The sequence below is a fragment of the Acrocarpospora phusangensis genome (assembly GCF_016862995.1).
Classification (GTDB): domain Bacteria; phylum Actinomycetota; class Actinomycetes; order Streptosporangiales; family Streptosporangiaceae; genus Acrocarpospora; species Acrocarpospora phusangensis.
Genome location: NZ_BOOA01000004.1, coordinates 34,445 through 48,691, shown reverse-complemented (window position 1 = coordinate 48,691; position 14,247 = coordinate 34,445). Strand labels below are relative to the sequence as shown.

Here is a 14,247-nt window from a genome sequence, read left to right as displayed (position 1 = left end):
CCGAAGTTCTCTGTACATCTTTGGATCGTTCCGTCAAGCGAGTACGTGCCCTAGTTTCGGCCGATTGTGGACACGACCTGATCATTGCTTGGGTAAGCTTTTGATCTTTAACATTTAGCTGGGTACCCACCTCTCCTGGTGCAACAGAGATTAAGGTCAACCAACCGGACGGGGTGCGCGTCTTGTTCATTGCGAACAACGAGGCAGCAGGTGGAGTGTCATGAGGGTGGGGCTTCAGACGTCCGCTACGGGCGTTCCTGATCAGAAGATCCGTACGGCTCCCAGTATCTGGACGCGCACCTACGCGCGTGTCCTGGTGGCCGGTGACCTGGCCTGCGCGATGATCGCGTGCGAGACCGTCATCGGTGTGCGGTTGTGGCTCGGCGCGTGGATTCCGAAATTCGAGGCGTTCCTGGGCTTATCCCTGGCCCTGGCGTGGCCGGTCGCCATGGCGATCGCGGGGGCGTACAGAAAACGGGTGCACGGGGAAGGGACCGAGGAATTTCGGTCTGTCTTCACGGGGGGTATGGGACTCACGGCTTCGGTCGCCATCGGCGCCTATGCCACCCAGACCACCATCGCGCGCAGTTTCGTCATGGCGATGTTCCCGCTGGCCCTCTTCCTGACGTTGTATTTCCGGTATCGCATGCGCAAGCATCTGCACCGCCGCCGCGGTGACGGCCATTATGTCCGTAATGTCGTCGCGGTCGGGCACCGCGAGGCCGTACTCGACCTGGTCATGCAGTTCCGGCGGCAGCCGCACCACGGCATGCGCATCGTGGCGGCCTGCCTGCCCGCCGAGAGCACCCTGGACGTGGACGGCGTGCCGGTGCTGGGCGACTTCACCAACGTGGACGAGGTCGTGCTCAAGACCGACGCCGACTCGGTCGCCATCCTGGCCTGCCCGGAGCTGGACGGCTCCGCGCTGCGGCGGATGGCGTGGAGCCTGGAGGCGGCGCGGACCGACCTGTTCGTGGCCCCCGCCCTGATGGACGTGGCCGGACCGCGGATCAGCATCCGCCCGGTGGCCGGCATGCCGCTGCTGCACGTCGAACATCCGGAGTTCGAGGGCACCAAGCACATCATGAAGAACCTGTTCGACAAGGTTCTGGCCTCCGGCGTGCTGCTGGTGCTGGCCATCCCCATGCTGGTCATCGCCGCGCTGATCCGGAGCACCAGCCAGGGCCCCGCGCTGTTCCGCCAGGCGCGGGTCGGGCGCGGCGGCGAGGAGTTCCGGGTGTTCAAGTTCCGCACCATGGTGCAGAACGCCGAACACCTCAAACAGCAGCTCTACGACGACAACGAGTTCGACGGCGTGCTCTTCAAGATGCGGAACGATCCACGTGTGACCAGGGTCGGCGGTGTGCTCCGGCGCTTCTCGCTGGACGAGTTGCCCCAGCTCCTGAACGTGCTGCGCGGCGAGATGTCGCTGGTCGGCCCCCGCCCGCCCCTCCCCGAGGAGGTCGCCCAGTACGGTCAGGACGTGCGCCGCCGGCTGGTCGTCAAGCCCGGCATGACCGGCCTCTGGCAGGTCTCCGGGCGCTCCGACCTGACCTGGGAGGAGTCGGTCCGCCTGGACCTGCGGTACGTGGAGAACTGGTCGCTCATCCTGGACCTGCAGATTCTCTGGAAGACCTGGTCGGTCGTGAAGAACGGAAACGGAGCCTACTAGCGGTGAAAGCGCTCGTGCTCGCCGGAGGATCCGGCACCAGGCTCCGGCCGATCACCCACACCTCCGCCAAACAGCTGGTCCCCGTGGCCAACAAGCCCGTCCTGTTCTACGGGCTCGAGGCCATCGCGGCGGCCGGCGTACGGGAGATCGGCATCGTGGTCGGCGGCACCCACGCCGAGATCGAGGCGGCCGTCGGCGACGGCTCCCGGTTCGGCGTCGAGGTGACCTACCTGCGCCAGGAGGCGCCGCTCGGCCTCGCCCACGCGGTGCTGATCGCCCGCGACTTCCTCGGCGAGGACGACTTCGTCATGTACCTCGGCGACAACTTCATCGTCGGCGGCATCAACGAGATCACCGGGCGGTTCACCCAGGACCGCCCGGCCGCGCAGATCATGCTCACCCAGGTCGCCGACCCGCGCCAGTTCGGCGTGGCCGAGCTGGACGGCGACGGCCGCGTGGTCGGCCTGGAGGAGAAGCCGCGCGAGCCCAAGAGCGACCTCGCCCTGGTCGGCGTCTACCTGTTCACCCCGGCCATCCACCAGGCGGTGGCCGAGCTCAAGCCGTCCTGGCGGGGCGAGCTGGAGATCACCGACGCGATCCAGTGGCTGATCGACGACGGCCGCCGGGTGGAGTCCTCGGTCATCTCCGGGTACTGGAAGGACACCGGGAACGTCGAGGACATGCTGGAGGTCAACCGGCTCGTGCTGGAGTCGGTGGAGCCCCGGGTGGCCGGCTCGGTGGACGACGCCAGCGAGCTGATCGGCCGCGTCGTGGTGGAGGCGGGCGCCGTCGTCGAACGCTCCCGCATCCTCGGCCCGGCTATCATCGGGCCCGGCGCGCGCGTGCTGGACAGCTACGTCGGCCCGTTCACGTCGATCGCGGCCGACTGCGTGGTGGACGGCAGCGAGATCGAGTACTCGATCGTGCTGCCGCGCTCCTCCATCTCCGGCGTGCACCGCATCGAGGCCTCCCTGATCGGCCACGACGTGGAGGTCACGCCCGCGCCCGACAAGCCGAAGGCGCACCGTCTCGTGCTCGGGGATCACAGCAAGGTGCAGATCAGCACCTGATGACAACCGTTGCGCCGGCTGGGGAGTCGATATATCCGTTGGGGAAGTGCACTGACCAAAGGGTGCGGATATCAACGTGAGGCTTCTCATCACCGGCGGTGCCGGGTTCATTGGATCCAACTACGTACGGCAGGTGCTCTCCGGCCGGTATCCGGCTTTCGCCGGGGCCGCCGTGACGGTGCTCGACCGGCTGACGTACGCCGGGAACCTGGCCAACCTCGCCTCCGTCCAGGGGCGGTACGACTTCGTCCACGGTGACGTGTGCGACGCCAAGCTGCTGGCCGAGGTGGTGCCGGGGCACGACGTCGTGGTGCACTTCGCGGCCGAGTCGCACGTGGACCGGTCGATCGACGGCGCGGCGGACTTCGTCCGTACCAACGTGCTGGGGACGCAGACGCTGATGGAGGCGTGCCTGGCGGCCGAGGTCGGGCGCGTGGTGCAGGTCTCCACGGATGAGGTCTACGGCTCGATCGAGAGCGGCTCGTGGGACGAGAGCGCGCCGCTGGCGCCCCGGTCGCCGTACTCGGCGGCGAAGGCGGGCGGTGACATGATCGCCCGGGCGTACGCGGTGACGCACGGGCTGCCGGTGTCGATCACGCGGTGCGGCAACAACTACGGGCCGTACCAGCATCCGGAGAAGGTCATCCCGCTGTTCATCACCAACCTGCTGCGCGGTCTGACCGTGCCGCTGTACGGCGACGGCGGGAACATCCGGGACTGGATCCACGTGGACGACCACTGCGCGGGCATCCAGCTGGTGGCCGAGGTCGGCGAGCCCGGCGAGGTCTACCACATCGCCGGCACGGCGGAGCTGACCAACCTGGAGCTGACCGCCCGGCTGCTGGACATCCTGGGCGCCACCGAGGACATGATCCGCCGGGTGCCCGACCGTAAGGGCCACGACCGGCGTTACTCGCTGGACGACAGCCGGCTGCGCGCCCTCGGGTACGCGCCGGAGGTCTCCTTCGACGCGGGGCTGGCGGCCACGGTCAAGTGGTACGCGGACAACCAGTCCTGGTGGGAGCCGATTCCGTGACCCGCTGGCTGGTCACCGGCGCCGGCGGCATGCTGGGCACCGACCTGGTGGCGCTGCTGCGCGAGCGCGGCGAGGCCGTGACTGGCCTGGCCCGGGGCGACCTCGACCTGTGCGACGAGGCGGCGGTCCGGGCGGCGGTGGGCGAGCTGGGGTCGGGCGTGGTGGTCAACTGCGCGGCCTGGACCGCCGTGGACGCCGCCGAGACCGCCGAGCCCGAGGCCCTGCGCGTCAACGGCCGCGCGGTGGAGATCCTGGCCTCGGCCTGCGCCGCCGCGGGCGTCCGGCTCATCCACGTCTCCACCGACTACGTCTTCGACGGCACGGGCGCCAAGCCCTATCCGGAGGATCATCCGGTCAACCCGGTCAACGCGTACGGCCGGACCAAGCTGGCCGGGGAGCGGGCGGCGCTCGCCCACGGCGGCACGGTCGTGCGCACGGCCTGGCTGTACGGCGCGCACGGCCCCAACTTCGCGCACACCATGATCAGGCTTGCGGCCGGGGGAGGCGAGGTCTCGGTGGTGGACGACCAGCTCGGCCAGCCCACCTGGACCAGCGACCTGGCCGCCAGGCTGACCGCGCTGGCCACCGCGCCCAGCGCGCCCCCCGGGATCTACCACGGCACCAACGCCGGCCAGGTCACCTGGTACGGCTACGCCCGCGAGATCTTCGGCCTGCTGGGCGCGGACCCGGGCCGGGTCAGGCCGGTGACCAGCGCGGAGTATCCCCGTCCCGCGCCGCGTCCCGCGTTCGGCGTTCTCGGCCACGACGGCTGGGTAGCGGCGGGCCTGGAGCCCATGCGCGACTGGCGGGAGGCACTGCACGCGGCTTGGCCGACCCTGACCAAGGCCGTCTCATGAACGATCCACTGAAACTCTCCATGAACCGACATATCGTGCTTCGGGGACTCCGGCATCGCTCGGATGGCATGCTGACGAAACGGAAGGCTGGTGGAGTCCCATGATGCCGTTTGCCGGGCGGATAATGCCCGAGCCGCGACGTTTATATATGCTCGGCACCCCGCTCGACGCGCTGACCATGGAAGAAGTCCTCGAACGCTGCGTCGCCGCCATCGACCAGGAGCAGCCCCTCTCCATCGGCGTCGTGAACGCGGCCAAGATCGTCAATATGCGCACCGACCCGGCGCTGGCCAGCTCGGTGGTCGAATCCGACCTGGTGCTGGCCGACGGCCAGTCGGTCGTCTGGGCCTCCCGGGTGCTCGGCAGCCCCATCCCCGAACGGGTCGCCGGCATCGACCTGTTCGTCCGGCTGATGGCCGAAGGCGAGCGGCGCGGATTCCGGGCCTACTTCCTCGGGGCCAAGCCCGAGGTGCTCCAGGCCATGCTCGCCGAGATCCGGCGGCGTTTCCCCGCCCTGCCCATCGCGGGCGCGCGGGACGGCTACTTCGCCATCGAGGACTCCGGCGAGGTGGCCGCCGAGATCGCCGAATCCGGCGCGGACATGCTCTTCCTCGGCATCACCTCACCCAAGAAAGAGATCTTCATCCGCGAGTTCGGGGCGCGCACCCGGGCGAAGGTCATCCACGGCGTCGGCGGCTCCTTCGACGTGCTGGCCGGCTGGACGCGCCGCGCGCCCGAATCCTGGCAGCGCCTGGGCCTGGAGTGGCTGTACCGCACGCTCCAGGAGCCCACCCGGCTGGCGCCGCGCTACTTCAAGACCAACGGCAGGTTCATCCTCATGGTCGCCGGCGAGCTGCTGCGCCGGAACCGTGCTCCCATCCAGGAACGAACCCCTGTTCTGTTAACGGAGGAATACGACGTGACACCGCATCGCCGCATCGCCCTCATGGGGTCCGGCGCTGACCTCCTGCCGGGCATGGTGAGCCTGGCCATCCGCGGGCTGCCCCCCGGATACGCGGACGGCGAGTTCGTCTTCACCCGGCGCGGAGTGCAGCTCCCCGACGGCCGCTGGAGCGCCGTGCCGGAAGGGCGCAGCGTGCGCTACTCGGCCATCGTCGCCCTCGGCGTGGCCACCCTGCCGGAGGACAAGCAGCGCGAGGCGCTCAACGGCGAGACCGCCCGCGACCTGGCCGGCCACCTCATCGACGGCCTGCCCGAGGTGCGCGGGCTCGGCGACGCCGCCCTCATCTGCTGGGCCGCCGCCGAGACCGGGCACGACCGGCTGGACGTCGCCGTGCAGGCGCTCACCGACCGCGACGCCGAGCACAGCGCCGCGCCGCAGGTCTACACCGTCGAGGCCGCCTGGGCGCTGGCCGGCTACGTCGCCGCCGGCGTACGGGACGAGCGGCTGGCCAGGTCGCGCGAGCGGCTGCTGGCCGGGCTCACCTCCGACCGGCTCTACCGGCACGTGCTCGGCGAGGCGTCCGGCACGCTGGTGCCCTGGTACCGGGCGCACGTCGGCTGCTTCGCCGACCAGGTCTACCCGCTCCAGGCGCTGGCCCGGCTGCACGCCGCCGTCGGCGACCCCGAGGCGCTGGCCGCCGCCGAGCGCGTCGCCGCCGGCATCTGCACGGCCCAGGGCGAGCAGGGGCAGTGGTGGTGGCACTACGACGCCCGTACGGGGTCGGTGGTGGAGGGGTATCCGGTCTACAGCGTGCACCAGCTGGCGATGGCGCCGATGGCGCTGCTGGACCTGGCGGACGCGGGCGGCACGCCGTACGTGGCGGAGATCGCCAAGGGGCTGTCGTGGATGACCGAGCGGCCCGAGTCCGCCGAGTCGCTGATCGACAACGAGCTGGCGCTGACCTGGCGGAAGGCGGCCAGGGCCGACCCGAAGAAGATCGTACGCGGGCTGCGCGCGGTGGCCACCCGGGCCAGTTCGGGGGCGCGGCTCGCCACGCTCGACCGGCTCTACCCGCCGGTGACCATCGATCGGGAGTGCCGGCCGTACGAGCTGGGCTGGCTGCTCTACGCCTGGCTGTTCGAGCCCGGCAGGTCCTGAGCCCGGCTGCTCTCGTCGCGGAGCCAGGTGGTGTAGTCGCCGGATCTGATCGCCCGGTTGGCGCGCCGCCTGGCCAGCACGGTCACCGCCAGGAACACGGCGGCGGCGTCGGCCAGCAGGGGCTCGCGGGCCACGATGGCCAGGATGTCGCGCGGACTGGTCCGTACGGTGACGGTGGAGTTCCGCTCCCACTCGCCGACGCCGGTGGCCGCGCGGACCCGGCGCTTCAGCAGGTCGGCGACCGTGCGCGGCGGCTGGATGCGGGCGAAGGCGTGCCGGACCACGGTGCGCTCCGCCGCGCTGAACGCGTGCGAGGCGGCCAGGTCGTCGGCCATCACCTGGGGGAGCTCCCGCAGCCGCCGGTTGCCCTCCTCGCTGACCGCGATGACCCCGCGCCCGAACAGCCCGTCCCGCACGTGCGGCAGGCGCGACCAGAGCGCGTAGTAGCGGCGCACCACCCACGGGCGGCCGGTCATGGGCAGCTCCCGCTCCGGCGCCGCCGCCAGCGAGCCCGCGTCCAGCGCCGCCGCCAGGGCGCGCACGTCGGCGGCCCCCAGTTCGACGTCGGCGTCCACGTACATGCGGGGGAAGCCCGCGGCGGCCTCGTCGCCGAGGCGCAGCGCCTCCCGCTTGGACGGCACGGGCGTGGACACCACCCGTACGCCGTGGGACTCGGCGACCCGCTCGGTGCCGTCGGTGCAGCCGTTGGCCACCACCACGATGTCGAACTCGCCCGGTTCGGCCTGGAGTCCGGCGAGCAGCCGGCCGAGCACCCGCTCCTCGTTGTGCGCCGGGATCACGATGCTGACGGTCATGCCAGGTTCCCCTTCGTGAACTCCACGCAGGTCGCGTAGTCGGGCAGCAGCCCGGCCTCCAGCGCCTCCTGCAGCGTCGGCGCGTCCCTGTCCTTGTCCGACAGCACGGCTTCGCCGTCCAGCGGCCAGTCGATGCCCAGCGCCGGGTCCAGCGGATGCACCCCGTGCTCCCGCCCCGGCGCGTACGGCGTGGAGCACAGATACGAGACCGCCGCCTGATCGCTCAGCGCGAGGAACCCGTGCCCGAGCCCCTCGGATAAATAGACGCTTCTGCGGCTGACATCGTCCAGCAGGACGGTCTCCCATTTCCCGAACGTGGGCGAGCCCACCCGGATGTCCACCACCACGTCCAGCACGGAACCGGCCACGCAGGTGACGTATTTGGCCTGGCCAGGTGGCACGTCGGAGAAGTGCACCCCGCGCAGGACGCCCTTGCGCGAGACCGAGAAGTTCACCTGCGCGAGGTCCATCGGACGCCCGGTGGCGGACTCCAGCTCACCGGCGCGGTAAGACTCCAGGAAGTCACCCCGGGAATCGCGGTGGACACGGGGGGTGTAGCACCAGGCTCCGTCGATGCTGAGAGGTTCCATGCCGCGCAGCATGCCACAAAAGAGGCGGTAACCGGGCTGACCAGGCTAGATGTAACGAATGTGGGTCCTTGCCCGAATCTTAGGTAGCAGGCTCTGATTCATTGGGGGGAGTCCAGATTGTCTGCCAACCACTCCAATCCCAGCCGCGTCATTGATACGTCCGAAAAACATGCGACGCACCAATCGCGTGATGGTGTGCGGCAAGGAGTGTGGCGATGACAGCCTGTCGACTGTGCGGTTCCGCGAGCCTGGTGAGCGTGGTGGATCTCGGGGCCACGCCGCCGTGCGAGCGGTTCCTCACCGCCGAGCAGCTCGCGGAGCCCGAAGTCACCTACCCGCTGCATCTGCGGGTCTGCACCGACTGCTGGCTGGCCCAGATCCCGGCCCTGATCACTCCGGAAGAGACGTTCACCGAGTACGCCTACTTCTCCTCCTACTCCACCTCCTGGGTCGAGCACGCCCGCTCCTTCGTGGACGCCGCGGTGGACCGCATCGACCCCTCCTTCGTCGTCGAGGTGGCCAGCAACGACGGCTACCTGCTCCAGCACGTGGTCGCCAAGGGCATCCGCTGCCTGGGCGTCGAGCCGTCCGCCAACGTCGGCCAGGCCGCCCGCGACAAGGGCGTGCCCACGGTCACCGAGTTCCTCGGGCCCGAGACCGGGGCGGCCGTGCGGGCCGAGCACGGCCCGGCCGACCTGGTCGTCGCCAACAACGTGTACGCCCACATCCCCGACGTGATCGGCTTCACGAAGGGCCTGCGCGCCCTGGTCGCCGACGACGGCTGGGTCTCCATCGAGGTCCAGCACCTGCTCACCCTGATGGAGCTCAACCAGTACGACACCGTCTACCACGAGCACTTCCAGTACTACACGGTCGCCTCCGCGCAGAACGCGCTGGCCAGCGGCGGCCTGGTGCTGGCGGACGTGGAGCTGGTGCCCACCCACGGCGGTTCGATCCGGCTCTGGGCCCGCCCGTCCGGCCAGCCGGGGCCGCGCGTCCAGGAGATCCTGGCCCGGGAGAAGGCCGCCGGGCTGCACGAGCTCTCCGGCTACGCCGAGTTCGCCGCCCGCGTCGCCCGCGTCCGCCGCGACCTGCTCCGTTTCCTCATCGACGCCGCCGCCGAGGGCAAGACCGTCGTCGGGTACGGCGCGCCCGGCAAGGGCAACACCCTCCTCAACCACTGCGGCGTACGCCCCGACCTGCTCGCCTACACGGTGGACCGCAATCCGTACAAGCACGGCAGGTTCACGCCCGGCACCCGGATCCCCATCCACGCCCCCGAGCAGATCGCCGCCGACCGGCCGGACTACGTGCTGGTGCTGCCGTGGAACCTGCGTACGGAGCTGTCGGAGCAGTTGTCCTACGTCCACGAGTGGGGCGGCCGGCTGGTCTTCCCCATCCCGACCCTGGAGATCGTGTGAAGGTCGTCCTCTTCTGCGGCGGGTACGGCACGCGGATGCGCAGCGGCACCCCCGGAGACGTCCCCAAGCCCATGCAGCTCGTCGGCCCGCGCCCGCTGATCTGGCATGTGATGCGGTACTACGCGCACTTCGGCCACACCGAGTTCGTGCTCTGCCTCGGGTACGGCGCGCAGCACATCAAGGACTTCTTCCTGGACTACCGGGAGACCACGTCCAACGACTTCGTGCTCAGGTCGGGCCGGGTGGAGCTGCTGTCCACCGACATCTCGGACTGGTCCATCACGTTCGTGCAGACCGGCATCGACTCCCCGATCGGGGAGCGGCTGCGCCGGGTGCGCGACTACCTGGACGGCGACGAGATGTTCCTGGCCAACTACGCCGACGTGCTCACCGACGCGCCGCTGCCGGAGATCATCGACCGGTTCGCGGCGAGTGACGCGGGCGCGTCGATGCTGGTGGTCCCGCCGCCGGCGACCTTCCACGCCATCGAGGTGAGCGACAGCGGCGAGGTGGAGGGCATCACGCCCATCTCCGAGATGCCTTTATGGGCAAACGGAGGATATTTCGTACTTCGGCAGGAGGTCTTCGACCACATCCCGGAGAATGGTGACCTCGTCGCGGACGGTTGCGCCGAACTGGCCAAGCGCGGCCGGTTGATGGCCTACCGGCACCGCGGCTACTGGAAGCCCACCGACACGGTCAAGGAGCGGATCGCCCTGGACGAGGCCTACTCACGCGGTGAACGGCCATGGGCCCTGTGGGAGCGCGGCGCATGATCAGGCACAGCGGTCCCCAGCGGATCGCCGCGCTCGCCGCGCACTGCGACGACATCGCCATCGGCGCCGGCGGCACGCTGCTGGCGATCTGCTCCGCGCGCCCCGGCGTACGGGTGGACGCGCTCGTCCTGTCCGGCGGCGGCACGCCCCGGGAGGATGAGGAGCGCGCCGCCTTGGCCGCCTTCTGCCCCGGCGCGGACCTGCGAATCACCGTGCACAAGATGCCCGACGGCCGGCTGCCCGCGCACTGGGACGAGGCCAAGGAGGCGGTCGAGGAGCTGCGCGCCCAGACCGACCCCGACCTGATCTTCGCCCCGCACCCGGGCGACGCCCACCAGGACCACCGCGGCCTGGCCAAGCTCGTCCCGACGGCGTTCCGGGCTCACCACACCTTCGGCTACGAGATCGTCAAGTGGGACGGCGACCTGGGCCGCCCCTCGGTCTACCAGCCGCTCACCCCCGAACTCGCCGAAGCCAAAGTCGACCTGCTGCAACGCCACTACGGCTCGCAGCGGCACCGGCCGTGGTACGACCGGGAGGCCTTCCTCGGCCTGGCCCGGATCCGCGGCATCGAATGCAACGCCCGCTACGCGGAGGCCTTCCACGTGGCCAAACTGACCGTTGATCTCACTGGAGGAAGCTAGGCATGCGCGTGCTGTTGACCGGCCATCAGGGCTACCTGGGCACGGTGATGGCTCCGGTGCTCACCGCGGCCGGATACGACGTCGTGGGCCTGGACTCGGGCCTGTTCGCCGACTGCGTTCTCGGCCCCGCCCCCGCCGACCCGCCGGGCCCGCCCGTGGACCTGCGCGACGTCGGCGCCGACGTGTTCACCGGCGTGGACGCGGTGATCCACCTGGCCGCCCTGTCCAACGACCCGATGGGCTCGCTCGCCCCCGAACTCACCTACGACATCAACCACCACGCCTCCGTACGGCTGGCGCGCCTCGCCAAGGACGCCGGCGTCAAGCGCTTCCTGTACGCCTCCACCTGCTCGGTCTACGGTGCCTCCGGCGGCGACGGCCTGGTCGGCGAGGACGCCCCGCTGCGGCCGGTCACGCCGTACGCGGAGTCGAAGGTGCGGGTGGAGGACGACCTGGTCGCGCTGGCCGACTCCGGCTTCACGCCGGTGTTCCTGCGCAACGCCACCGCGTTCGGCTTCTCGCCCCGGCTGCGCGCCGACATCGTGCTCAACAACCTGGTCGGCCACGCCGTGCTCAGCGGCGAGGTCAGGGTGCTGTCCGACGGCACGCCGTGGCGGCCGCTGGTGCACGCGCAGGACATCGCCGAGGCGTTCGCCGCCGTGCTGGCCGCGCCCATCGAGGCCGTGCACCTGAAGGCGTTCAACGTGGGCACCGAGCAGAACAACCTCACCGTCGCCCAGATCGCCGAGGAGGTCGTGGCGGCCGTGCCCGGCTCCAAGCTGGTGATCACCGGCGAGGCCGGGGCCGACCCGCGCTCCTACCGGGTGGACTTCGCCCGCATCCGCGCGGCGCTGCCGGACTACCAGGCCCGCTGGACCGTCAAGGCGGGGGCGCACGAGCTGGTCGACGCGTACGAGAAGTTCGGGCTCACCGCGCACGACTTCGCCCGGCGCTTCACCCGGCTGGCCCGGCTGGCGGACCGGCAGGGCGCCGGCACCGTCGACGGCACCCTCAGGCCGGTGTCATGAGCGACCTGTTCGCTCTGGTGGAACGGCTCTACCCGATCTGCCGGAGCATCACCGGCGACGGCGTTCGGCGCACGCTGGAGATCGTCGGCGAGTCCATCCCGCTCCAGGTGCACGAGGTGCCGACCGGCACCCAGGTGCTCGACTGGACGATCCCCAAAGAGTGGAACATCCGGGACGCCTATATACAGGACGCGGACGGGAACCGGGTCGTCGACTTCGGCGCCTCCAACCTGCACGTGCTCGGCTACAGCGTGCCCGTGTCGGGGACGATGTCGCTGGCGGAGCTGCGGCCGCGTCTGCACACGCTGCCCGAGCAGCCGTCGCTGGTGCCGTACCGGACCAGCTACTACGGGGAGACCTGGGGCTTCTGCCTGGCCCAGGAGACCCTCGACGGGTTCGGGGAGGGCCCGTACGAGGTGCTGATCGACTCCACGCTCGAGGACGGCCACCTCACCTACGCCGAGCACGTGGTGCCCGGCCGGGTGTCGGACGAAGTGATCATCTCCTGCCACACCTGCCACCCCTCGCTGGCCAACGACAACCTGGCCGGCATCGCGGTGGCGGTCGAGCTGGCCAAACGCCTGGCCGGGACCGAGCCCTGGTACACCTACCGGTTCCTGTTCGCGCCCGGCACCATCGGCGCGATCACCTGGCTGGCCCGCAACCGGGTGGAGCGGGTCAGGCACGGCTTCACGCTCGCCTGCGCCGGGGACCGGGGCCCGCTCACGTACAAGCGCAGCCGCCGGGGCTCGGAGATCGACCAGGTGGCCGCGCACGTGCTGAAGGACCGCGAGCACACCATCCTGGACTTCACCCCGTACGGCTACGACGAGCGCCAGTTCTGCTCGCCGGGCTTCAACCTCGGCGTCGGCTCCCTCACCAGGACCACGTACGCCGGGTACCCGGAGTACCACACCTCCGGCGACAACCTGGACTTCGTCTCCGCCGAGGCGATGGCCGACACCCTGGACACCTGCTGGGACATCGTCCAGGTCCTGGACAACAACCGCCGCTACCTCAACCTCAGCCCGTACGGCGAGCCCCAGCTCGGCAGGCGCGGCCTGTACGCCTCGCTGGGCGGCCGGAGCGACACCAAAGAACTCCAGATGGCCATGCTCTGGGTGCTGAACCTCTCCGACGGAGAGCACACCCTGCTGGACATCGCCGAGCGCGCCGGGCAGCCCTTCGCGGTGCTGTCGGAGGCGGCGCGCGCACTCCACGACGCGGGACTACTGAAGGAGCAAGTGGCATGACGCGGTTAGGGACCGCCGATCCAGCCGAGGTACTCCATCTCAAGGTCGGGGACCTGGTCGAGGTGCGCAGCGAGGCCGAGATCCTGGCGACGCTGGACGAGAAGGGCGAACTGGACAGCCTGCCCTTCATGCCGGAGATGTTGCAGTTCGTCGGGCAGCGGCTGACCGTGCACAAGGTCGCGCACAAGCTGTGCGACACCATCAGCCGGACCGGCCTGCGCAAAATGGAACGTGCCGTTCACCTGACCGGCACCCGCTGCGACGGCAGCGCGCACGGCGGCTGCCAGACCGCGTGCACCCTGTACTGGAAGGAGGCCTGGCTCAAGCGGGTCGAGCCCGGCACTCCGCCCACCACGCCGACCACTCCCACGCCCCGCCCCGACCGCATGCTGCCGCTGCTGGAGGTCAACACCCGCAAGGAGCCGGGACCCGAGGGTGAGGAACGCTTCTCCTGCCAGTCCACCGAACTGCTGCGCGCCGCGCCCACCTGCGTGCCCTTCACCGACATGAAGCAGTACGTGGTGGACGTGCGCAGCGGCAACGCCGGCGTCGTCGCCACCCTGCGCGGCATGCTGGTCGGCGCCTTCAACCGCTACCAGAAGCTGAGCCGGCGCTTCCTGCCGCGCTGGCTGTGGATCAAGGGCGGGCTGCGCTGGGGCTTCGTGCGGGGCTTCGCCGAAGGCGCCACCCCGACCGAGGTGCTGGACCTCCAGCCGGGCGAGCTGGTGCGCATCAAACCGAAGGCCGAGATCCTGCGTACCCTCAACAAAGACCAGCTCAACCGGGGGATGGGATTCGAGGAGGAGATGGCCCGCTTCTGCGGGCAGACCGCGCGGGTGGTCGCGCGGGTGGACCAGTGCATCGACGAGCCCACGGGCCGAATGCTGCAAATGAAGAATCCCTGCATCGTCCTGGACGGGATCGTGTGTAGTGGTGTCTACAACCTCAACTGCCCCCGCGAGTTCGTGCCGTTCTGGCGTGAGATCTGGCTGGAGCGCGTTGAGGATCTCCCCGTGAGTTAGG

The 14,247-nt window shown here is 70.1% G+C and carries 13 protein-coding genes; 11 read left to right on the top strand and 2 right to left on the bottom strand.

The genetic code is table 11. The features are described from left to right. The first annotated feature begins 220 nt into the window (after positions 1-220). From Aph01nite_RS03375 to Aph01nite_RS03355, 5 genes are all read left to right on the top strand, one after another. Positions 221-1,672, top strand: coding sequence for a sugar transferase (locus tag Aph01nite_RS03375; RefSeq protein WP_204039228.1), 1,452 nt, complete (start codon positions 221-223; stop codon positions 1,670-1,672). A gap of 2 nt (positions 1,673-1,674) precedes the next feature. Further along, positions 1,675-2,742: a glucose-1-phosphate thymidylyltransferase gene (locus Aph01nite_RS03370; protein ID WP_204039227.1), complete on the top strand. Its 1,068-nt coding sequence runs from the start codon at positions 1,675-1,677 to the stop codon at positions 2,740-2,742. Positions 2,743-2,818: 76 nt separating this feature from the next. After that, entirely contained in the window at positions 2,819-3,778 is a 960-nt protein-coding gene (gene rfbB / locus Aph01nite_RS03365) for a dTDP-glucose 4,6-dehydratase (protein ID WP_204039226.1), read from the top strand. Then, positions 3,775-4,635: a dTDP-4-dehydrorhamnose reductase gene (gene rfbD / locus Aph01nite_RS03360; protein WP_204039225.1), complete on the top strand. Its 861-nt coding sequence runs from the start codon at positions 3,775-3,777 to the stop codon at positions 4,633-4,635. The genes rfbB and rfbD overlap by 4 nt, the downstream gene beginning before the upstream one ends. 148 nt (positions 4,636-4,783) lie before the next feature. Continuing rightward, positions 4,784-6,697 carry a WecB/TagA/CpsF family glycosyltransferase gene (locus tag Aph01nite_RS03355; RefSeq protein WP_204039224.1) on the top strand — a complete coding sequence of 638 codons (1,914 nt, stop codon included), beginning with the start codon at positions 4,784-4,786 and terminating at the stop codon, positions 6,695-6,697. Here the strand turns inward: Aph01nite_RS03355 and Aph01nite_RS03350 are convergent. Both Aph01nite_RS03350 and rfbC read right to left on the bottom strand, forming a co-directional pair. Next, on the bottom strand, positions 6,664-7,512 hold the full coding sequence (locus Aph01nite_RS03350) for a glycosyltransferase family 2 protein (protein WP_204039223.1): 849 nt from the start codon (positions 7,510-7,512) through the stop codon (positions 6,664-6,666). The two genes, Aph01nite_RS03355 and Aph01nite_RS03350, sit on opposite strands and share 34 nt — an antisense overlap. Next, entirely contained in the window at positions 7,509-8,102 is a 594-nt protein-coding gene (rfbC, locus tag Aph01nite_RS03345; RefSeq protein ID WP_204039222.1) for a dTDP-4-dehydrorhamnose 3,5-epimerase, read from the bottom strand. The genes Aph01nite_RS03350 and rfbC overlap by 4 nt, the downstream gene beginning before the upstream one ends. 215 nt (positions 8,103-8,317) lie before the next feature. Here rfbC and Aph01nite_RS03340 point away from each other — a divergent pair, with 215 nt between their 5' ends. From Aph01nite_RS03340 to Aph01nite_RS03315, 6 genes are read left to right on the top strand one after another with little or no spacing between them, the layout of a single operon-like run. Further along, a complete protein-coding gene (locus Aph01nite_RS03340) occupies positions 8,318-9,523 on the top strand; it encodes a class I SAM-dependent methyltransferase (RefSeq protein WP_204039221.1) in 1,206 nt (401 codons plus the stop codon). Further along, a complete protein-coding gene (locus Aph01nite_RS03335; RefSeq protein WP_204039220.1) occupies positions 9,520-10,299 on the top strand; it encodes a sugar phosphate nucleotidyltransferase in 780 nt (259 codons plus the stop codon). The genes Aph01nite_RS03340 and Aph01nite_RS03335 overlap by 4 nt, the downstream gene beginning before the upstream one ends. Then, on the top strand, positions 10,296-10,943 hold the full coding sequence (locus Aph01nite_RS03330; protein WP_239161368.1) for a PIG-L deacetylase family protein: 648 nt from the start codon (positions 10,296-10,298) through the stop codon (positions 10,941-10,943). The genes Aph01nite_RS03335 and Aph01nite_RS03330 overlap by 4 nt, the downstream gene beginning before the upstream one ends. A gap of 2 nt (positions 10,944-10,945) precedes the next feature. Then, a complete protein-coding gene (locus Aph01nite_RS03325; protein ID WP_204039218.1) occupies positions 10,946-11,971 on the top strand; it encodes an NAD-dependent epimerase/dehydratase family protein in 1,026 nt (341 codons plus the stop codon). Further along, positions 11,968-13,224, top strand: coding sequence for a DUF4910 domain-containing protein (locus tag Aph01nite_RS03320; RefSeq protein ID WP_204039217.1), 1,257 nt, complete (start codon positions 11,968-11,970; stop codon positions 13,222-13,224). The genes Aph01nite_RS03325 and Aph01nite_RS03320 overlap by 4 nt, the downstream gene beginning before the upstream one ends. Beyond that, positions 13,221-14,246: a hypothetical protein gene (locus Aph01nite_RS03315; RefSeq protein ID WP_204039216.1), complete on the top strand. Its 1,026-nt coding sequence runs from the start codon at positions 13,221-13,223 to the stop codon at positions 14,244-14,246. Before Aph01nite_RS03320 ends, Aph01nite_RS03315 begins: the two co-directional genes overlap by 4 nt. The last annotated feature ends 1 nt before the right edge of the window (position 14,247 follow it).

Coding starts and splice junctions, on each gene's coding strand:
- Aph01nite_RS03375 (WP_204039228.1), top strand. CDS start 221: ATGAGGGTGGGGCTTCAGACGTCCGCTACGGGCGTTCCTGATCAGAAG.
- Aph01nite_RS03355 (WP_204039224.1), top strand. CDS start 4,784: ATGCTCGGCACCCCGCTCGACGCGCTGACCATGGAAGAAGTCCTCGAA.
- Aph01nite_RS03350 (WP_204039223.1), bottom strand. CDS start 7,512: ATGACCGTCAGCATCGTGATCCCGGCGCACAACGAGGAGCGGGTGCTC.
- rfbC (WP_204039222.1), bottom strand. CDS start 8,102: ATGGAACCTCTCAGCATCGACGGAGCCTGGTGCTACACCCCCCGTGTC.
- Aph01nite_RS03340 (WP_204039221.1), top strand. CDS start 8,318: ATGACAGCCTGTCGACTGTGCGGTTCCGCGAGCCTGGTGAGCGTGGTG.
- Aph01nite_RS03330 (WP_239161368.1), top strand. CDS start 10,296: ATGATCAGGCACAGCGGTCCCCAGCGGATCGCCGCGCTCGCCGCGCAC.
- Aph01nite_RS03325 (WP_204039218.1), top strand. CDS start 10,946: ATGCGCGTGCTGTTGACCGGCCATCAGGGCTACCTGGGCACGGTGATG.
- Aph01nite_RS03320 (WP_204039217.1), top strand. CDS start 11,968: ATGAGCGACCTGTTCGCTCTGGTGGAACGGCTCTACCCGATCTGCCGG.
- Aph01nite_RS03315 (WP_204039216.1), top strand. CDS start 13,221: ATGACGCGGTTAGGGACCGCCGATCCAGCCGAGGTACTCCATCTCAAG.